The organism is Micromonospora sp. NPDC049301 (assembly GCF_040678715.1).
Taxonomy (GTDB): domain Bacteria; phylum Actinomycetota; class Actinomycetes; order Mycobacteriales; family Micromonosporaceae; genus Micromonospora.
Genome location: NZ_JBFAQO010000002.1, coordinates 405,735 through 425,045, shown reverse-complemented (window position 1 = coordinate 425,045; position 19,311 = coordinate 405,735). Strand labels below are relative to the sequence as shown.

At 72.7% G+C, this 19,311-nt stretch carries 19 protein-coding genes and 1 pseudogene; 14 read left to right on the top strand and 6 right to left on the bottom strand.

From position 1 onward, the window contains the following. Positions 1–186 precede the first annotated feature (186 nt). The 12 genes and pseudogenes from AB0K07_RS08165 to trxA all read left to right on the top strand — a co-directional run bounded on the left by AB0K07_RS08165 (position 187) and on the right by trxA (position 11,869). Positions 187–2,427, top strand: a complete 2,241-nt coding sequence (locus AB0K07_RS08165; RefSeq protein WP_363751910.1) for a hypothetical protein — start codon at positions 187–189, stop codon at positions 2,425–2,427. A gap of 127 nt (positions 2,428–2,554) precedes the next feature. Further along, positions 2,555–3,211 (top strand): methyltransferase domain-containing protein, encoded by a 657-nt coding sequence (locus AB0K07_RS08160; protein WP_363751908.1) that lies wholly within the window; start codon positions 2,555–2,557, stop codon positions 3,209–3,211. Positions 3,212–3,443: 232 nt separating this feature from the next. Further along, a pseudogene (locus tag AB0K07_RS08155) lies at positions 3,444–3,942 on the top strand (RNA ligase RtcB family protein); the annotation flags it as partial. Between the two features lie 32 nt (positions 3,943–3,974). After that, a complete protein-coding gene (locus tag AB0K07_RS08150) occupies positions 3,975–5,162 on the top strand; it encodes an RNA ligase RtcB family protein (RefSeq protein ID WP_363751906.1) in 1,188 nt (395 codons plus the stop codon). After that, on the top strand, positions 5,159–5,803 hold the full coding sequence (gene prfH / locus AB0K07_RS08145) for a peptide chain release factor H (RefSeq protein WP_363751903.1): 645 nt from the start codon (positions 5,159–5,161) through the stop codon (positions 5,801–5,803). The genes AB0K07_RS08150 and prfH overlap by 4 nt, the downstream gene beginning before the upstream one ends. 165 nt (positions 5,804–5,968) lie before the next feature. Next, complete coding sequence (locus tag AB0K07_RS08140) at positions 5,969–6,802, top strand: PIG-L family deacetylase (RefSeq protein ID WP_363751900.1); 834 nt, start codon at positions 5,969–5,971, stop codon at positions 6,800–6,802. A gap of 20 nt (positions 6,803–6,822) precedes the next feature. Continuing rightward, positions 6,823–7,467: a response regulator transcription factor gene (locus tag AB0K07_RS08135; RefSeq protein ID WP_363751898.1), complete on the top strand. Its 645-nt coding sequence runs from the start codon at positions 6,823–6,825 to the stop codon at positions 7,465–7,467. Between the two features lie 72 nt (positions 7,468–7,539). Continuing rightward, a complete protein-coding gene (locus AB0K07_RS08130; RefSeq protein ID WP_363751897.1) occupies positions 7,540–8,709 on the top strand; it encodes a DUF418 domain-containing protein in 1,170 nt (389 codons plus the stop codon). Further along, entirely contained in the window at positions 8,706–9,701 is a 996-nt protein-coding gene (locus AB0K07_RS08125; RefSeq protein ID WP_363751896.1) for a histidine kinase, read from the top strand. The genes AB0K07_RS08130 and AB0K07_RS08125 overlap by 4 nt, the downstream gene beginning before the upstream one ends. Before the next feature lie 189 nt (positions 9,702–9,890). Continuing rightward, positions 9,891–11,093: a lectin gene (locus AB0K07_RS08120; RefSeq protein WP_363751895.1), complete on the top strand. Its 1,203-nt coding sequence runs from the start codon at positions 9,891–9,893 to the stop codon at positions 11,091–11,093. A gap of 66 nt (positions 11,094–11,159) precedes the next feature. Beyond that, positions 11,160–11,552: a MerR family transcriptional regulator gene (locus AB0K07_RS08115; RefSeq protein WP_363751894.1), complete on the top strand. Its 393-nt coding sequence runs from the start codon at positions 11,160–11,162 to the stop codon at positions 11,550–11,552. Continuing rightward, positions 11,522–11,869 (top strand): thioredoxin, encoded by a 348-nt coding sequence (trxA, locus tag AB0K07_RS08110; protein WP_363751893.1) that lies wholly within the window; start codon positions 11,522–11,524, stop codon positions 11,867–11,869. Before AB0K07_RS08115 ends, trxA begins: the two co-directional genes overlap by 31 nt. A 4-nt stretch (positions 11,870–11,873) precedes the next feature. On the opposite strand, the gene AB0K07_RS08105 is transcribed toward trxA, so the two are convergent. After that, positions 11,874–12,425, bottom strand: a complete 552-nt coding sequence (locus tag AB0K07_RS08105) for a DUF5872 domain-containing protein (RefSeq protein WP_363751892.1) — start codon at positions 12,423–12,425, stop codon at positions 11,874–11,876. Between the two features lie 98 nt (positions 12,426–12,523). Here AB0K07_RS08105 and AB0K07_RS08100 point away from each other — a divergent pair, with 98 nt between their 5' ends. Next, entirely contained in the window at positions 12,524–14,419 is a 1,896-nt protein-coding gene (locus AB0K07_RS08100; protein ID WP_363751891.1) for an ABC transporter ATP-binding protein, read from the top strand. A 60-nt stretch (positions 14,420–14,479) separates the two neighbouring features. Here AB0K07_RS08100 and AB0K07_RS08095 read toward each other — a convergent pair whose 3' ends face one another. The 3 genes from AB0K07_RS08095 to AB0K07_RS08085 all read right to left on the bottom strand — a co-directional run bounded on the left by AB0K07_RS08095 (position 14,480) and on the right by AB0K07_RS08085 (position 17,122). Continuing rightward, entirely contained in the window at positions 14,480–15,025 is a 546-nt protein-coding gene (locus AB0K07_RS08095; RefSeq protein WP_363751890.1) for a PepSY domain-containing protein, read from the bottom strand. Positions 15,026–15,107: 82 nt separating this feature from the next. Next, positions 15,108–16,430 carry a HAMP domain-containing sensor histidine kinase gene (locus AB0K07_RS08090; RefSeq protein WP_363751889.1) on the bottom strand — a complete coding sequence of 441 codons (1,323 nt, stop codon included), beginning with the start codon at positions 16,428–16,430 and terminating at the stop codon, positions 15,108–15,110. Next, positions 16,427–17,122 carry a response regulator transcription factor gene (locus AB0K07_RS08085; RefSeq protein ID WP_363751888.1) on the bottom strand — a complete coding sequence of 232 codons (696 nt, stop codon included), beginning with the start codon at positions 17,120–17,122 and terminating at the stop codon, positions 16,427–16,429. Before AB0K07_RS08085 ends, AB0K07_RS08090 begins: the two co-directional genes overlap by 4 nt. 102 nt (positions 17,123–17,224) lie before the next feature. Here AB0K07_RS08085 and AB0K07_RS08080 point away from each other — a divergent pair, with 102 nt between their 5' ends. Beyond that, the gene (locus AB0K07_RS08080) at positions 17,225–17,701 is read left to right on the top strand and encodes a septum formation initiator (RefSeq protein ID WP_363751887.1); all 477 of its coding nucleotides are present in this window, start codon (positions 17,225–17,227) and stop codon (positions 17,699–17,701) included. Between the two features lie 164 nt (positions 17,702–17,865). Here AB0K07_RS08080 and AB0K07_RS08075 read toward each other — a convergent pair whose 3' ends face one another. Together AB0K07_RS08075 and AB0K07_RS08070 are read right to left on the bottom strand one after the other, a co-directional pair. Further along, the gene (locus tag AB0K07_RS08075) at positions 17,866–18,939 is read right to left on the bottom strand and encodes a hypothetical protein (protein ID WP_363751886.1); all 1,074 of its coding nucleotides are present in this window, start codon (positions 18,937–18,939) and stop codon (positions 17,866–17,868) included. Further along, on the bottom strand, positions 18,936–19,283 hold the full coding sequence (locus AB0K07_RS08070; protein ID WP_363751885.1) for a PadR family transcriptional regulator: 348 nt from the start codon (positions 19,281–19,283) through the stop codon (positions 18,936–18,938). Before AB0K07_RS08070 ends, AB0K07_RS08075 begins: the two co-directional genes overlap by 4 nt. Between the last annotated feature and the right edge of the window lie 28 nt (positions 19,284–19,311).

Here is a 19,311-nt window from a genome sequence, read left to right as displayed (position 1 = left end):
GTGACCGGATCAATCCTGGCCGCCGGCGCTCCCGGGCCAGCGCATCCGAGCGTCAGCCGAGCGCGGCGACGCGTCCGCTGTTGCCACGATTGGGCCCGTCTGGGTGGGGTAGACCCGCTCTGCCACGGGGGGCCGCGTGGCGGGCTGCCGGACGCGTGGGGGGCGATGTCGGATGGGTCAGCGCGGTTGAGCCGGCCGGAGCCGCCCGGCGGCATCGTGGAGCTGCGGGTGCACGGGGTGTCCGGTGCCAGTGCCGAGCAGGTGCTGGAGCTGCGGCGGACAGCGCAGGTGGCGGGCGACCGCAGCGGGGGCTTCTACCGGCCCCTCCCACGCTGCTCGGACACCGACGGCGCCCGAGGGGTCACGCTGGAGGCGTACCGCTGGGGTGACTTGCCCTCCGGGACCGTGGCCCGCACGCTCGCGCTGGTGTTCCTGCTGCCGTTCATGCTGGCCAACGTGGCGATCTGGATGCGCCCGGCGAACCCCGGCTCCACGACGGTGGTCAAGTCCCTGTGCCGGGTGCTGGGGCTCACGCTCACCGCGCTCTACGTGCTCGCCATCGCCGGCGTCGCCCTGGACCTGATCGCCTGGAGGTGCCTGGCCTCGCCCCGCTGCCTGGCCGGACGCAGCTGGTTGTCCTGGCTGGGAGGGCAACCGGTCGGCCTGCGGCTGGCGGTGCTCGCGCTGGTCCCGGCCGCCGCCATCGGCCTGATCTGGCGGCTCAGCAGCCGCCCGGAAAGGACGTTCGACGCGTTTCGCCCACCCGAGAAGGCGCCCCCCGATCATCCGCTCGGCGCGCTCGGCCAGTGGGACGCCGAACCGTTGGTGGGTCGGCTGCGCTCCATCCACGTGGCGGCGGCGTTCGCGACACTCGACCTCACGCTGCTCGCCGCCCGAGCCGCAAGCGGCGCCTCAGCTGTCACGGTCGCGCTGGCCGTGGTCACCGGGGCGGTCCTGGCCACCTGCGTGGCCCTGCTCTGCTTCACCCCGATCATCGATCGGGCAGCCGCCGACCGGCGCCTCGACCGGGTGCCCCGCACGCTGCGGACGATCGCCGTCATCCTGACCGTCGTGGTCGTGGCCGACGTGCTGGCCAGCCCCGCACCGTGGCACCAACGGGGTGGTCTGCCCGGCTACGACGCGACCCTGACCTGGCTGTTCGTCACCCAGACCACGTTGCTGGCCGCCCTGGGCGTGGTGCTGCTCTGGCGCCGGGACCGGCGGGGAGACGTAACCCCGCTGTTCGGGCTGGGAGCGCTGGTGATCGCTGCCACCGCGGTCAGCCTGGGGGTGGCGTACTCGGCCGAGCTGGTCTACCGGGTGGCGGACTTCCTGGATCGCGACCTGCCGACCGGCGAGGGCATCGCCACCGGCACGCCCCGGCCGTACACCTGGGCGATCTACGGGTTCTTCCGCGCGGTGCTGATCACGCTGATCGTCGCGGGCCTGATGATCCTGATCTCCCGCCCCGGCCGGTACCGCGTCGCGGCGGCGATCGTGGAACGCGACTACCCCGACGCCCCCGGGCAGACCGAACCCCGGCTACGGCAGGTGCGGCAGGCGATAGCCCGGGCCCGGTTGACCGAGAAGCTGGTGCCGTTGGCCGTGGCGTACGGCTGCCTCGCCGGGCTCGGCACGGCCACCACCACCATCGGCCTGCTGGAGCTGTTCCCGAGCGACGTCATCGAGCAGAACATCAAGGTGCCGGCCGACGTGGTCACGTTCGGCATCGCCTTCGGCAGCTGGCTGATCGCGGCGATCATCCTCGGTCTGATCATCGGGGGCGTCTTCGCCTTTCGGAGCCTCCCGTTCAGGCGCCACGTCGGCGTCCTCTGGGACCTCGGCACCTTCTGGCCCCGCGCCGCCCACCCGTTCGCGCCATCCTGCTATTCCGAACGGGCGGTGCCGGAGCTCGCCCGACGGATCACGTACCTGGTCTCACAGGGCAACGCGGTGCTCCTCACCGGGCACAGCCACGGCTCGGTCCTGCTGGCCGCGGCGGTGCTCCGACTGCCGCCGGAGGTCGGCAGCCGGGTCGCCCTGCTCACCCTCGGGTCGCCACTGCGCCGGCTGTACGGGCGGCTCTTTCCCGCCTACGTCGACGACGCGACGCTGCGGGAGATCGGTGGCCGGATCGGCTGGCGGTGGCTGAATCTGTGGCGCGACACCGACCCCATCGGCGGCTGGATCTTCTCCGCCCACCGACCCGGCGAGCAGACCGTCGTCGAAGGCCCACCGGCCGCGGTGGACCGCCGACTGCGCGATCCCAGCGATGTGGTGACGCCGCCCAGCGACAGTGTGCCCCCACGGATCCACGGACACTGCCCGGACGAATCCGACGGGTCGTTCGCCGCTGCGGCGCGTGAGCTGGTGCGACGCCTCGGCAGGCCGGCGGATCCTCCCGACACGACCGCGCCGGGGCGCTAGGCCGTCTGCGTACGCCGGACGACACCACGCTACGCAGCTGCGGATACGTGGCGGGTGGACGTCACGGCTGATGATTGCGTGCGTGCCGCACGATGGGGACCGCGTCCCATCGCATCTGGAGGTCGCCATGGCCACGGTGTCCCACCCGGTGTTCGCCCGGGTCTACGAGCGGCTCAGTGTGGCCATGGACCGCGCCGGCACCGCCGAGCACCGACGGAGTCTGGTCGCCGGCCTGTCCGGCCGTGTGATCGAGATCGGCGCGGGCAACGGCCGCATGTTCCCCCACTATCCACCCGCTGTGACCGAGGTCGTCGCGGTCGAGCCGGAACGACGTCTGCGTGCCGCCGCCGTCCGGGCCGCCCAGACGGCACCGGTGCCGGTCACGGTCGTCGACGGGCTGGCCGAGGCACTGCCCGTCGGGGACGGCGAGTTCGACGCGGCCGTGGTCGCTCTGGTGTTGTGCACCGTGCCCCACCAGGCGACCGCGCTCGCCGAGGTCGACCGGGTGCTGCGCCCCGGCGGTCAACTGCGGTTCTTCGAGCACGTGGCCGCCGAGGGCCCCGGCGGTCTGCGCCGGCTCCAACGGCTGCTCGATGCGACGCTGTGGCCGAAGCTGTTCGCCGGCTGCCACACGGGCCGTGACACCGTCGCCGCCATCAGCGAGGCCGGGTTCGTGATCGAGGATCTGCGCCGGTTCCGGTTCCCGGCCACCAGCAACAGCCCGTCCTCGCCCTGCGTCGTCGGACGAGCGATCACGGCCTCCTCCCGCTCGCGCGAGAGGTAGAGCAGGCCGTCCCCCAGACGCACCACACAGGTCTGGGCGAATCGCGCGCTGACGGCGGCCGACCACAGTCGCTGCCCGCCCGGCGAAACTCGGTTGCCGCGCGTGGCGGGCTCCGAGATAGTGGCGTCCATGACGTACTGACGGACACCACCTCCCGCCCCGGCCACCGGTGACGCCTCCCCGGTGCCGTGCTGCCGTCCGTCCGTGCGTTTCCCTCAGAGGTGAGCGTCTCTTGTCTGCGCACCACTCCCGTCGGGAGTCTCTGCCCCCGTCCACTCCGGCGACCGTCTCGGTGTTCGCCTCCCCCGTCAGCCGGATCGAGGCCGCTGTCCTCGCGCGGTGCCAGCAGATGGCCGCGCTCGGCGGCATGATCCACGTTGCCGCCATGCCGGACCCGCGACCGGGAAGGGGTGCACCCGTCGGCGCCGCCATGACGTCGACCGTGCGGTACCCGTTCCCGGCGGGGTGCGGCAGGGCTGTGTTCCCCATCCAGCTCAAGCGCGTCGTACCCGAGCGCCCGGCCGCGCGGTTCTCCGACCTCCACCGTGCGCTGGACCGAGCGGGACGCCAATGGCCCGGCCTGGGCCGTCGTGCGGGGCGCCAGTCCGGAGGGCATCCGGACGGTCGGCCGGGGCAACACCTTCGTCGTACGTACGCGCGTCGACACCGTTTCCGGCCCCAGTCACGCGGTGTGTCTCGGGCTCGGCGCCGGTGACCCCGTTCTCATCGTCCGTCCCTGCGTTTCCACGAAGAGTGAGCGTCCTTGTCTGAGCACCACTCCCGTCGGGAGTCCCTGCCCCCGTCCACCCCCGCGACCGTCTCGGTGTTCGCCTCCCCCGCGAGCTGGATCGAGTCCGATGCCCTCGACCAGTGCCGGCAGGTGGCCGCCCTCGACGGCATGATCCACGTTGCCGCCATGCCGGACCTGCACCCGGGCAAGGGTGCGCCCATCGGCGCCGCCATGGCGTCGACCGTGCTGTACCCGTTCCTGGTGGGCTCCGACATCGGGTGCGGCATCGCCGTGTTCCCCATCCAGCTCAAGCGCGCCGTACCCGAACGGCTCGCCGCGCGGTTCCCCGACCTCGACCGTGCGCTGGACCCGGAGCGGGACGCGGACGACCCGGCCTGGGCCGCCGTGCGGGGCGACATTCCGGCCGGCCACCTGGAGGGCCTGGGGACGGTCGGCCGGGGCAACCACTTCGTCGAACTGGCGCGCGTCGACAGCGTCCTCGATTCCGGCCACGCGACCCGTCTCGGGCTCGACGCCGGAGACCTCGTGCTCATCGTCCACAGTGGTTCCCGCGGCCTCGGCGAACGGATCCTGCGGGCGCACACCGAGGTGCACGGCCCGGGCCCCGCTGCCGACCCGGCCGCCTACCTGGCCAGCCATGACGACGCGGTGCGCTGGGGATCGCTCAACCGGCGGTTGATGGCCGCCCGGGTCGCGTACGCCCTGGGGGCCGAGCCCACCGAGCCGATCGTCGACCAGTGCCACAACCTGGTCGAGGTCCGCGACGGGGTGTACCTGCACCGCAAGGGGGCGGCACCCGGCGACGACCGCGACGTGCTCATCGCCGGTACGCGCGGTACCTCGTCCTACCTCGTGGCCGCCCACGCCGGCCCGGACGCCAACCACTCGGTGGCGCACGGCGCGGGCCGCAAGATGTCCCGCGCCGACGCCCTGCGCCGGGGCCGGGCCAAGCACACGGTCGACGAGCTGCGCCGTACCCCGGTGGGGTCGCTGGTGGTGTGCGGCGATCGTCAGCTGCTCTTCGAGGAGGCGCCCACCGCGTACAAGCGCATCGAGCAGGTGATCGCCGACCTCGTCGACCACGACCTGGCCACGCCGGTGGCCACCACCACTCCCCTGGTCACGTACAAGACGCCGGATCTGGGGGCCACGCCCCGGCCCGACCGCCGCGACCAGCGCCGGAAACGAGGCCGGGTGTGAGCGTCCAGCTGTTGTTGTCGGCCGGGCGCGGCCCGCAGGAGTGCGCCTGGGCGCTGGCCCATCTGCTGCGCCGGCTGGAGGGCGAGGCGGGCCGGCAGGGCCTGGCGGTTCAGCGGCTCCGTGCCGTACCGGGTGACCGGCCGGGCACCTACCGGTCGGTCCTGATCGAGGTCTCCGGTGCCGGCGACGAGGCGTTCACCTCCTCGTGGACCGGAACCCTGTGCTGGCAGGCGCCCAGCCCCTACCGGGCGAGCACCGGCCGCAAGAACTGGTACGTCATCGCCCAACCGCCCCGGCCCGACACCGCGCCCACGACGTTCGCCGAGTCGGACGTCGACATCGTCGCCTGTCGTACCGGCGGCCCCGGCGGCCAGCACCGGAACAAGGCCAGCACGGCGGTACGGGCGACACACCGCCCCTCGGGCATCGTCGTCGTGGTGGACGACGAGCGGCAGTTCAGCCTCAACCGGCGCATCGCCCTGCGCCTGCTGCGCGAGCGCATCGAGCGCGGCGACGAGGCAGCCCGTCGTGCCGTCACCACCGCCCGCTGGCGCGTCCACGACGAGCTGGTACGCGGCGATCCCACCCGCGTCGAACGACCGGAGCCGTCGGGCAGGGCGGCGGGCGGTGCGGCCCGTTAGTGGCAGGGACGAGGTCAGTCCTGCATCACCGCGAATCGTACGGTTTCCGGACGATTCCGATGGCGGAATACCGAAGGATCTGGTGACCGGCCACCGGGTGGGTAGGATCCGCCGCCCTGCGTGTGCAGGCGACGACGGTCGCGGCCACCCTCGTAGGGTGATGGCATGGCTGAGCGATCCCTGACCCTGATGGCGGTGCACGCGCACCCCGACGACGAGGCGACGAGCACCGGTGGCGTCCTCGCCCGGTACGCGGCGGAGGGGGTCACGACCGTGCTCGTGACCTGCACCGACGGTGGATGTGGGGACGGTCCCGGCGGGGTCAAGCCCGGCGACCCGGGGCACGACCCGGCTGCTGTCGTGGCGCTGCGCCGGGCCGAGCTGGAGGTCAGCTGCGCGGCGTTGAAGGTCACCCATCTGGAGACCCTCGGCTATGCCGATTCCGGGATGATGGGCTGGGCGACCAACGACCTGCCCGGCGCGTTCTGGAACACGCCGGTCGACGAGGCCGCGGACCGGCTGGCCGAGCTGATCCGCCAGTACCGGCCGGACGTCGTCGTCACCTACGACGAGAACGGCTTCTACGGCCACCCGGACCACATCCAGGCCCACCGCATCACCATGGCCGCTGTCGCGAGGACGGACATTCCCGCGAAGGTGTACTGGACCACGGTGCCCCGGACGGCGTTCGCGGAGTTCGGCCGGATCATGCAGGAGCTCGGCGTCGAGTGGGCCGAGCCGGACGCGTCGTCGGGCGAACCGCAGCCGGAACTCGGCCTGCCCGACGACCAGATCACCACCTGGGTGGACACGCGCAGCTACGGCGAGCAGAAGTTCGACGCGTTGGCCGCGCACGCCAGCCAGACCGAGAACATCTTCTTCCTGCAACTGGGCAGGGAGCGGTTCACCGAGCTGATGGGCATGGAGACCTTCGTCCGGGTCCGGGACACCACCGGCGCTCCGCTGCCCGAGGACGACCTCTTCGCCGGGCTGCGCTGACCCAGGCTACCGTTGCCGCCGTGCGAGCGGTGGTGGCGGAAGATCTGGTGTTGCTCCGGGACGGGCTGATCCGGCTGTTGGAGGCGCACGGCTTCCAGGTGGTCGCCGCTGTGGGCACCGGGCCGGAGCTGTTGCGGGAACTGCTCGCGCAGCGCCCCGACGTGGCGGTGGTCGACGTGCGGCTGCCGCCGACGTACACCGATGAGGGTCTACGGGCCGCGCTCGCGGCCCGCGCCGAGGTGCCGGGGCTGCCGGTGCTGGTGCTCTCGCAGTACGTGGAGCGGTTGTACGCGCGGGAACTGCTCGCCGACGGCAACGGCGGGATCGGCTACCTGCTCAAGGACCGGGTCTCCGACATCGGCGAGTTCGTGGACGCGGTCCGCCGGGTCGCCGCCGGCGGCACCGCGCTCGACCCGACCGTGGTGGCGAAGCTGCTCGACAGTCGCGGGCGGGTGCTGCCGCTGGACCGGCTGACGGCCCGCGAGCGGGAGGTCCTCGCGCAGATGGCACAGGGTCGGTCCAACGCCGCGATCGGCACCGCCCTCTTCATCACCGAGAAGGCGGTCGCGAAGCACACCAACAGCATCTTCGCCAAGCTCGGGCTGCAGTCGTCCGAGGACGACAACCGGCGGGTCCTCGCCGTCCTCGCCTACCTCGACGCATAGGGGTACTGGTACCACCACCGGAGGGGTTCCAGGGTCCTCGAAACGAGCCGCGCCGACGGCGAGCCTGGAGTCATGACCGCAACCCCGAGCACCATGACCCCGCAAGCGGGTCCCGTCCCCCGCGCCGAACGCGCGCTCGCTCCCGACCTCGCCCGCGGCGCCATGCTGCTGTTCATCGCACTCGCCAACGCCGCGAACTTCGCGTTCGCCGGCCAGCCGGGCCTCGACGGCACACCGCACGGCGTGCAGCGCGTCGTCAACCTCCTCATGACCACGTTCGTCGACAGCCGCGCCTACCCGGTCTTCGCCGTCATGTTCGGCTACGGCCTGGTGCAGATCGCGCGACGGCAGGGCACCGGCGCTCGCCGGATCCTGCTGCGTCGCAACGCCGCTTTGATCGGGTTCGGTCTGGTCCACGCGACGCTGCTGTACTTCGGGGACTTCCTCGGCGCCTACGGCATCGTCGGCATCGCCGCCACCCTGCTGTTGCTGGGCAGGAGCGACCGGTTCCACCGCGTCGTGCTGTGGCTGTGGGCCATCCAGACCGTGTACGCCGGGCTCCTGGCGGTGCTCGCGCTCGCCAGCGCGCGTGGCGGGGACGCGGTGCTCATGAACACGCCGAACCCGTCGTTGGCCGCCGCCTCGTACGGCCGGTCGCTCCTGGACCGGCTCGCCGAGTGGCCGGTGCACACCGCCACAGTCCTCCCGTTCATCGTCATCGTGTGGCTGGGCGTGTGGGCCGCCCGTCACCGCGTCCTGGAGGACCCCGCCACGCACCGCACGCTGCTGCGCCGCGTCGCCGTGGGCTGCCTCGGCATCTCCATCGTCGGTGCGCTCCCCTACGCGCTCATCGCCGCTGGTGCGGTGCACGTCGACGCCGCTACCGTCGAGTCCATGGCACGCCTGCATGGCGTCAGTGGCGAGTACGGAGGCCCCGGCTACGTCGCGTTGTTCGGTCTGCTCGCGCTCCGGCTCGGCGGCGCCCGTCGTGGCCGGGCACTGCTGGCCCCGGTGCTCGCGCTCGGGCAGCGGTCGCTGAGCGGGTACCTGCTGCAGTCGGCGGCCTGGCTGGCACTGTTCTCGCCGTGGGCGCTGCACCTGAGCGGCACGTACACCGCCGCCGGGGCCGCCGTCGCGGTCTGGCTGGTCTCCCTCGCCGCCGCGCAGGCCATGAGTGCCGCAGGCCACCGGGGGCCCGCCGAGACCCTGCTGCGGCGGATCACCTACCGTCCGGGCCGATGACCACCGCCACCCGCACGACCCTGGCCGTGACGCTCTGCGTCGCGGCCACGGTCGCCTGGCTGGTCACCGGCCGCGGTGAGTTCTGGCCTCGGTGGGTGTACTTCGGCGTCGGCACCCTGCTGCTCGGCCGTCTCCTGCTGCGCCGGGCGCTGCGGGTGCCGACCGTTCGACGCCGCTGGCTGGCCCTCGACGCCGCCGCCTGCACGCTGGTCGCGGCCGCCGACCTCACCGTCTGGGTGCTGACCGGCGGCGGCTACTTCTGGCCGATGTGGACCCTCCTCGGCCTGTCGACGATCCTCGGGCTGCACCTGTGGGTGGTCAGCCGCCCGCCCGGTGCCCGCGAGCGGGAACTCGCCGAGCGGATCGCCACCCTGACCCGTTCCCGGCGGGGCGCGGTGGATCGCCAGGCGGCCGAGCTCAAACGGGTGGAACGTGACCTGCACGACGGCGCCCAGGCCCGGCTGGTCTCCCTGGCGCTGACCCTCGGCCTGGCCGGTGACCTGGTACGCCGCGACGCCGACGGCGCCGAGCGCCTGCTGGAGGAGGCGCGCGCCACCGCGGTCGCCGCCCTCGACGACCTCCGTACGGTCACCCAGAGCATCCACCCGCCGGTCCTCGCCGACCGCGGTCTCGGTGACGCCGTCCGGGCGCTGGCCCTCGACCTCGCCGTGCCGGTTGCCGTCACCGGCGACCCGCCCGGGGACCTCCCACCGGCCGTGCAGACCGCGGCGTACTTCGCGGTGGCCGAGGCCCTGACCAACGTGGCGAAACACAGCGGCGCGACGCAGGCGACCGTGGCGTTCGACCAGAGCCGCGACACGGTGCGGATCGCCGTCACCGACAACGGCGCCGGCGGTGCCGATCCGGCCCGGGGCACGGGACTGCGCGGCATCATCGGCCGGCTCGACGCCATCGACGCCCGCCTGCACGTGAGCAGCCCCGCCGCCGGCCCGACCCGGGTCACGATCACCATCCCGCGCGACGCGGGGTGATTCGCCGGCCTGTCGCAGCTCGTAACACGGAAACCGGAAGGACCAGCTCTCCTCGGATTGACAGCACATTGATGAACTGTTATCTGTTAACACAGTTTCCTGATGCTCGCGGCACCCCCGGGATCGACCGCCGCACGGGGGCCACCGACCTGTCCGGCGGCACGCCCGCCCCGTCCCCGAGGAGCACCCATGCTTCGCAAGAGGTCAGCCGCCTACGTGATGGGCGCGCTGCTCGTCGGCACCGCGGCGGTCGGGTACGGCCTGCCGTCGGCCAGCGCGGCGGCCGCCGGCCCGATCACCGGCCTCGGCGGCAAGTGCGTCGACGTCGCCGGAGCCAACCCGGCCAACGGCACCGCCGTCCAGATCTACGACTGCAACGGCAGCGCGGCCCAGACGTGGACGGTCGGCAACGCCGACGGCTCGGTCCGGGCACTCGGCAAGTGCCTGGACGTCACCGCCGCGTCGACCGCCGACGGCGCCAAGGTGCAGCTGTACGACTGCAACAACACCGGCGCCCAGAGGTGGACGGCCAGCAACGGCACGCTGGTCAACACCAGCTCGGGCAAATGCCTCGACGTCACGGACCGGAGCACGGCGAACGGCACCCGGTTGCAGATCTGGAGCTGCTCCGGCGGCACCAACCAGCGGTGGACCCTGCCCGGCACCGGCACCCCGCCACCCACCACCCCGACCGGGCGCAACCTCGACGACCCCGCGAAGAAGGACGTCGCCATGCAGCTCGTCTCGGCGGCGGAGAACTCCTCGCTCGACTGGCGCGCGCAGTTCTCCTACATCGAGGACATCGGCGACGGGCGGGGCTACACCGCCGGCATCATCGGCTTCTGCTCCGGCACCGGCGACATGCTTGAACTGGTCGAGGCGTACACCCGCACCAAGCCGGGCAACGTGCTGGCCCCGTACCTGCCGGCGCTGCGCGCCGTCAACGGCACCCCCTCGCACGCCGGCCTCGACCCCAACTTCCCCCGCGACTGGCGGGCCGCAGCCACCGACTCGGTCTTCCGGGCCGCCCAGGAAGCCGAGCGGGACCGGGTCTACTTCAACCCATCGGTACGCGACGGCAAGGCCGACCAGGTCCGCGCGCTGGGCCAGTTCGCCTACTACGACGCGGCGGTGATGCACGGGTACGAGGGCATGCGGGCGATCCGCAACCGGGCCCTCGCCCGGGCGAAGCCGCCGGCCCAGGGCGGCGACGAGCGGACCTGGCTCAACGCCTTCCTCGACGAGCGGGTCATCGAGATGAGAAAGGAGGCGGCCCACTCGGACACGTCCCGCGTCGACACGGCCCAGCGGGTGTTCCTCAACAACGGCAACTTCGACCTGAACACGCCACTGGTGTTCGCCGTCTACGGGGAACAGTTCCGCATCGGCTAGGCGCCCTTGCCTTGACGTCGGCGACAAGGTTTAGCGTGGTCGTGACGGGCTGGCGGAGGGGGTCGGATGCTGATCGGTGAGCTGGCGGAACGGGCCGGCACGAGCACCCGCGCCCTGCGTTACTACGAGGCGCACGGGCTGGTGCGCCCAGAGCGCTCCGCCAACGGCTACCGCGTCTACGACGAGGCGGAGCTCCGGGTCGTACGGGAGATCCGGGCGCTGCTCGACGTCGGCTTCGGCCTCGACGACGTCCGTCCGTTCGTCGCCTGCCTCCGGGCCGGCAACACGTCCGGCGACGTCTGCCCGGACTCGGTGACGGTGCTGCGACGCAAGCTCGCCGAGGTCGACGCCTACCTCGACCGGCTCGGGGCGGTACGCCAGCAGCTCCACACCCAGCTCACCCACGCCATCGCGCACCGGGAGGAACCATGCCCCAGGAAACGTCAGTCGGCTCACTAGTCACCATCACCGACGACACGTTCGCCGAGCTGGTGCTCGCCAGCGACCGGCCGGTGGTGGTCGACTTCTGGGCTGACTGGTGCCCGCCCTGCAAGGCGATCGAGAAGAGCCTGGCCGAGCTGGCCGGGGAGTTCGGCGACCGGATGGTCGTCGCCAAGCTCAACTCCGACGAGAACCCGGAGGCCACCCGGCGCTACGCCGTCATGTCCCTGCCGACCCTGCTGGTCTTCCGCCAGGGCGAGGTCGTCGGCTCGACCGTGGGATCCAGGCCGAAGACCCACCTCCGGCAGATCCTGACCACACAGGCCGACCTGTAACGGGTCAGCGGCGGCTTAGCTCCGCCTCGAGTCGCTGGATGAGCGTCTTGCGGGCCTTACCGTCGCGCTCCCGGCGCAGGGCGGCTCTGAGCTGGCGCGTGTCGAGGCCACGGACCAGCTTGACCGCCTCGGTGACCGACATCTCCGACATCCGTCCGGCCGTCGTGGCGTCCCGGCGGGCTCGACTGGCCGGCCCGGTGTTCGCCACGAATTGCCTGCCGGTGCGCGACGCCTTCCGCTTCTTGGTGTCGGTGGCGCGCTTCTCGCCCTCCGACAACTCCTCCCAGGCCTTCTTCGGCAGGTAGCGACTGGTTGTGTCGCCGTGTCGGGCCCGGGTGTCACCCTTCCTGGTCTGCCAGTCCTCCGCACCCCACCGTTGCAGGGACTTCTGCCGCTCGTCCTTGGGGCCCAGGAATCCCCCGCCGCGCCTCTTGTACTCCTGGGTGACCAGTTGTGACTTCCGCGCCGACCACTGCCCCGGTCTGCCGCCCTTGTCGGAGGCCTTGATCTCTTCCTTGATCTGCTCTCTGAGCTCGGGTTTCGTGTACCGCGCCATGAACGGCAGCTACCCGGGACCGCACCTCGTATGCCTCCGACACGCCGGCTTGACCTCAACCTCACACGAGGTTCTAGCCTGCTCCGCGGAGGTACGGCATGAGCATGGAAGTTACCGCGTGGACGTCTCTGCGCCACGCGATGAACGCGCGGGACGAACGACCACTGTCCCGGGCCACCCTGAAGCGCATCGCGCGGTTCGCCCGGCCGCACCGTGCCCTGATCGTCAGGTTCCTGCTGTTGAGCGTGGTGACAGCGGTCCTCACCGTGGCGGCACCGGTGCTCGCCGGTCGGGTCGTGGACGCGATCGTCGACGGCGCCGACAGCGGCGTCGTGATCCGGTTGGCGGTGCTGATCGCCGTGATCGCCCTGGCCGAAGCCGGTCTGGGTCTGGTGACGCGGTTCCTGTCCGCCAGCATCGGCGAGGGACTGATCGTCCAGCTGCGGACGACCGTCTTCGACCACGTCCAGCGCATGCCTGTGGCGTTCTTCACCCGGACCCGTACCGGTGCGCTGGTGAGCCGTTTGAACAACGACGTGATCGGCGCGCAGCGGGCGTTCAGCGACACCCTGTCGGGTGTGGTCGGCAACGCCGTCACACTGGCCCTGACGCTGGCGGTGATGCTCAGCTTCTCGTGGCAGATCACGCTGCTGGCGCTCGTACTGCTGCCCATCTTCGTTCTCCCGGCCCGGCGGATGGGTTCGCGGCTCGCCCGGTTGCAGCGCGAAGCCGCCGAGCACAACGCGGCCATGAGCACCCGGATGACCGAACGCTTCTCGGCACCCGGCGCGACACTGGTCAAGCTGTACGGACGTCCGGCCGAGGAGTCGGCCGAATTCGCGGCGCGGGCGCGACGCGTACGCGACATCGGCATCCGTACCGCCATGCTCCAGTGGGTCTTCATCACCGCGCTCACCGTCGTCGGCTCGCTGGCGCTGGCCCTGGTCTACGGGCTGGGCGGGCTCTACGCCCTGCGGGGCAGCCTCGACGCCGGCACCGTGGTCGCGCTCGCGCTGCTGCTGTCGCGCCTGTACGCGCCGTTGACGTCGCTGGCCAGCGCCCGGGTCGAGGTGATGAGCGCGCTCGTGAGCTTCGAGCGGGTGTTCGAGATCCTCGACCTCGAGCCGCTGATCCAGGACAGGTCCGATGCCCGGCCGCTGCCGGACGGACCGGTCTCGGTGGAGTTCGACGGGGTACGGTTCGGCTACCCGTCGGCCGACAAGGTGTCGCTCGCGTCCCTCGAGGATGTGACGAAGCTCGATACGCGCGGCGACGAGGAGGTGCTGCACGGCGTGTCGTTCCGCGCCGAGGCGGGGCAGATGGTCGCCCTCGTCGGCTCCTCCGGGGCGGGCAAGTCGACGATCGCCCAACTCCTGCCGCGCCTGTACGACGTCGGGGACGGCGCGGTACGCCTCGCCGACGTCGACGTCCGCGACCTGTCGGCCGAATCGATCCGAACCGCGCTCGGCGTGGTGACCCAGGACGGGCACCTGTTCCACGAGAGCATCCGCGCCAACCTGCTGTTCGCCGCGCCGGACGCGACCGAGGAGGAAATGTGGGAGGTACTGCGACGGGCCCGGCTCGACGCCCTGATCCGCTCACTGCCCAATGGCCTCGACACCGTCGTCGGTGAACGGGGGTACCGCCTGTCGGGCGGGGAACGGCAACGGCTCACCATCGCGCGGCTGCTGCTGGCCCGTCCCCGGGTGGTCATCCTCGACGAGGCCACGGCGCATCTGGACTCCACGTCGGAGGCCGCCGTGCAGGACGCCCTCGCCGAGGCGCTGACCGGCCGGACCAGTGTGGTCATCGCACACCGGCTCTCGACCATCCGTTCGGCCGACCAGATCCTCGTCGTCGAGGACGGTCGCATCGTCGAACGCGGGCGACACAGCGAGCTTCTCGCCGCTGGTGGCCGCTACCAGGATCTGTACCGCACCCAGTTCGACCAGGACGAGCCGGCGGCCCGGGAGGAGCCCGTCCCGGCCGTCTGAGGGTGGCCGCACACCACCGCCCACCACGGTGAGCCCGTGGTGGGCGGCGGCAACCCGGCGTCAGTCGTCGTCGCCGGACCTGTCGTCATCGTCGTCCCGGTCGTCCCCGTGGTCGTCGCGGTCGTCCCCGTCGTCGTCCCGGTCGTCCCCGTCGTCGTCGACCGCCTCCTGCTCGGCCTTGACCACCGTGCCGTTGTCCCGGTCGACGTCCACCTCGTGCTCGGTGTCGCCGGCGACGATCTCGACGCTCCAGACCGGTCGGCCGTGCTCCTGCTCGGCCTCGACCTCGGTGATCTGCCCACCGCCGGCCCGGGCGAGCGCGATCTCGCCGGCGCGCTGCTGGTCGACCGCTCCGCCGGGGCTGCCGCTCGACGGCGTACCGCTGGAGGGCGCGCCGCTCGACGGCGTGCCGCTGGTCCCCGGCGCGGGGCTGGTGGCGCTGTCGTCCGGCCCGTCCGTGGCCGTCGGGTCGACGGTGGCGGCGGCGAGTGCCGTGCCGGTGGCCCGCGAGTCGCCAGCGGCGCTGACGCCGACGGCCGCCCCGGCCACCGCCAGCACCGCCGCGCCGCCGACCGACGCCAGGAGCAGAGAGCTGCGCTTCACCATGATGTCCACCTTTCCTCGGTTGTCGACTTCGAGGATCGGTCGGATCGGGATAGCGCCGCGCTGTGCGGACGCTAAGGCCGGGTTAAGCCATCCCCGACGGTCCCGGGCCCGCGTCCGCGGCCAACCGCTCGGGCATCGGCGGGCCGAGCCGGAGCAGCACCTGCGCCCCTCCTCCCGGACCGGTACCCAGCTCCAGCCGACCGCCGCCGGCCTGTGCGGCGCGCCGGGCGATGTCCAGACCGAGGCCGGTCGACCCGGCCGCGCTGGCACCCCGCCGGACCGCCCCGTGCGGCATTCCCGGGCCCTCGTCGGTGACGGTGAGCAGCACCTCGCCCGCGTCCCGGGCGAGCCGGACGGCGAAGGGCGTGCCGTCGGGGGTATGCGCGAAGACGTTGCCGAGCAGGGCGTCCACGGCCGCCGTCAGGTCGTCGGCGGGCACACCGACGGGAAGCGGGCCGGGCGCCAGGTCGAGGGTGACGGCCCGGCCGGTGTCCTCGGCCAGCACCGACCAGAACGCCACCCGGTCGCCGACGATCGACGCGGCGTCCGAGGCGGCCGTTCCCGTCGCCGGTGACCGGCGCCAGCGGGCCTGCCGGATCAGCCCGGTGACGGCCCGTTCGAGCCCGTCGGCGGCGGCGGTGATCCGGGCCGCGTCGTCCGGGTCGCGCAGCGACTCCGCCTCCAGCCGCAGCGCCGTCAACGGCGTCCGCAGCCGGTGCGACAGGTCGGCGACCTGCTCCCGCTCCTGGTGCAGCAGCACCTGGATCCGGCCGGCCAGATGGTTGAGGGCACCGGCCACCTCACGCAGCTCCGCCGGGCCGGCCGGCACGACCCGGGCGTCCAGCTCGGCGTTCGCCAGCCGGTGGGAGACCGCCGACAGGTCGCTGATCGGCCGGACCAGGGTGCGCGCCAGCCGGTCGGCGACCACCAGCCCGATCACCACCAGGACCACTCCGAGCAGGGCCAGCACCAGCCAGGCCCGGGTCACCCCGGCGGTCAGCTCGTGCCGTGGGACCACCGTCCGGATCACTCCGGTGCCGTCCGCCCGACCCTGCACCGCGATGACCACCTCCCGGCCGGCCGCGGACTCGCCGGTGAGGCTCTGCCCACGCGCCGCCAGGGCCACCGCGGGCGTACGGGGCACCGGGGCGCCGAGCACCGTGCCGTCCGGCAGGAAGACGCTCACCGGTCGGCCGGACTCCGCGGCGAGCTGCTCGACGGTGAGCCGGATGGTCGCCGCGTCGGCGGTGCCGACCACCGGCACCAGGCTCTGCGCGTCGGCGGTGGCGCGGACCGTGGCCCGGTCCTCGGCGACGGTGCGGACCAGCAACGCGAGTGGCACCAGGAACGCGATCAGGGTGAGCACGCTGACCGCGCCGACCAGCAACGCGAGCCGCGCCCTCACCGCTGCTCCCCCGGCGCCTCCAGCCGCACCCCGACACCGCGCACGGTGTGCAGGTAGCGGGGCTCCTGCGCGCTCTCGCCCAGCTTGCGGCGCAACCAGGACAGGTGCACGTCCACGGTCTTGTCGGCGCCGCCGTACGGGATCTGCCAGACCTCGGTCAGCAGCTCGCGCTTGGTGACCACCTGACCCGGTCGGCCGGCGAGGTGGTGCAGCAGGTCGAACTCGCGGGGCGTCAGCTCGACCGTCGCGCCGTCGAGGGTGACCTGGCGGGCCCGAGGGTCGATCCGCAGCCCGCCGACGACGAGCGAGGGATCCTGGACGTCCGCGTTGGAGGTGCCCCGCCGGAGCACCGCCCGCGCGCGGGCGTCGAGCTGCGCCGCCGTGAACGGCTTCACCACGTAGTCGTCGGCCCCCGCGTCGAGGACCCGAACGATCTCGGCCTCGTCGTCGCGGGCGGTGGCCACGATGACCGGCACCGCGCTGACCGCGCGCAGCATCCGCAGCAGCTCGCGTCCGTCCAGGTCGGGCAGCCCCAGGTCGAGCACGACGAGGTCCGGCCGGTCGTCCAGCGCGTCGCGGAGCCCGGCCATCGCGGTCGAGGCGGCGGCCACCGCGTGGCCACGTTCCCGCAACGCCCGGATCAGCGGCGTACGGATCGTCAGGTCGTCCTCGATGAGCAGCAGGCGGGCCACAGCTGGCAGGCTAACCGCTGCCGCCAGGATCGGGGCCCGCGTTAACCCTGCCTTAGCGTCGTGATGTGCCGGCGACAACGATGGATCGGGGATAGTCGGGGAATGGGCCGTCGTTCGATCCTCGTCGCCACCGGCTGGGTGGCCACCGCCGCCGTGGCCACCCTGATCGGGCTGGGCGCCATCCGGTTGGTGGGCGAGAGCATCACCGGTACCCCGGGCGGGGTGCGCAGCGAGGCCGAGATCGAACGCGCGCTCGCCTCACCGGAGCCGGCGCTCGCCTCACCGGAGCCGGAGCCCGCCGGCACGACGAGCGCCACGCCGTCCGCCGGCCCGGCGGCGCCGACCGCCAGCTCCGGGGTCCGGCGGGTGTTCGCGACCGAGGGTGGCACGGCCGTGGCCGAGTGCGGCGCCGCCGGGGTACGCCTCGTCTCCTGGGCGCCCGCGCAGGGTTACCGGGTCCATGACGTGGACCGGGGCCCGGACGACGACGTCGAGGTGAGGTTCAAGGGGTCGGCCGGCGAGTACGAGCTGAAGGTGCGCTGCATGGGCTCGGAGCCGGTCTCCGTCGCCGACGACTGATCCGCTGGCTGAGCGGTACCCGCAGCGATTGCACGCCCGCCGGCGAATGCCGTCAGGCGCGCGGCCTCGGATGATCTGCGCAGTTTCCGGGAAGTTGTCGCCTCAACGCGCCGGCAGGCAGCAGTTTCGGGGAAGATGCGCGGATCTTGGCGCGGAGTCGGCGGCTAGTCTGCTGGCTGCGCGCGATCCGCGGCCCTACCGATGGCGACCATGCGCAGTGTCTCCTCTCGGCGACGGACGAGCAGGGCCCCGGCCAGGAACGTCACCGCTGGGACGAGAACCAGCATCGCCCACTGTGCGGGCACCAGGGGGATGGTGTGTCCCATGTGCATGGTGGAGGTGGCCCAGCCGGCGAGGGCGCTGTCGATCACCAGTGCGAGCGCGGCCACCGGCAGGAGCATGACGACGATCCGTCGGCGTACCCCCGGGTGGAGCGTGGCCAGCGCGACCAGCATGGCCAGCGCGGCGGCGACCAGACCGGCGACGTAGAGCCAGAGGACCAGCTCACTGCTGGCCTCGATGCCGTAGAAGACCTGGTAGGTCGCGCCGTCGACGGGGTCGAACGCCGGACTGGTGACCCGGTTGACCTCCAGCAGCGTGACCGCTGCGGCCGGCGCGAGCAGCAGCGCCACCAACCGGCGTACGCCCAGCAGCGCGAGCAGCCGGCGGCGCGGCGTCGGCACGGTCAGCGCGGCGGCCGCCACCACGGCGAGCGCGAACTGCGGCAGGGTGTCCACCACGTACGTCGGATTGTCGCTGCTCTGCGGGGCGACCAGCGCGCCCCAGCCGAGCACGCCGGCCCAGGCCAGACCGGCGGCCAGCCAGCGCCACCCGACCAGCACGGCCACGCAGACGCCCGCCCAGCCGGCCACCCGCAGCCAGTCGACGAGGTCGGGGCCGCTCGGCCCGTACCCGGGAGGCAGGCTTGGATTCCGGATGAGCTGATCGAGCAGTGATGCGGCGGAGAGGGCGAGCAGCAGGAGCCCGACCAGCAGGCCGGTCACCGCCGCTGCCTCCGCCCAGGTCGGCTCGGTGAACCCCCGTGCGCCCACCCGCAGCCGAGCCCGCAGCCCGGCGCCGACCACGTTCAGCACGTCACCGGGGGCGGGTCGTCGCTGGCCCGGCCGGGCACCGGCGAGGAGCACGGCCAGCATCTCGTCCTCGTACACCCGGCGGTGCTCCCAGGGATAGAGGGCCAGCAACCGCCGGTACCGGCGTTCCAGGTCGTCGCTGCTCATGCCGCACCCCCCTCGGTCAGCAGGCCGCCGCGGCGCAGCCGTGCGCGAGCCGCGTCCGCGTTGTGCCGCAGGCGGGCCGCCTCCTCGGCGAGCCGACGCGCGCCGAGGGCGGTGAGTCGGTAGTAGCGGCGCAGTCGCGACTGCACCACCTCCTCGCGCTCGACCTCGATGAGGCCGTCGGCCCGGAGCCGGTCGAGAACGGCGTAGAGGGTGCCGGCGCGCAGGCGCACCCGGCCGTCGGAGATGCGCAGCACGTCCTCGATGACGGCGTAGCCGTGGCTGGGAGACTCGGCCAGCGCGGTCAGCACCAGGAACGTCGGCTCCCGCAATGGGCTCTCACTCATGCCGAGAAGCATATACTGACAACCGGTA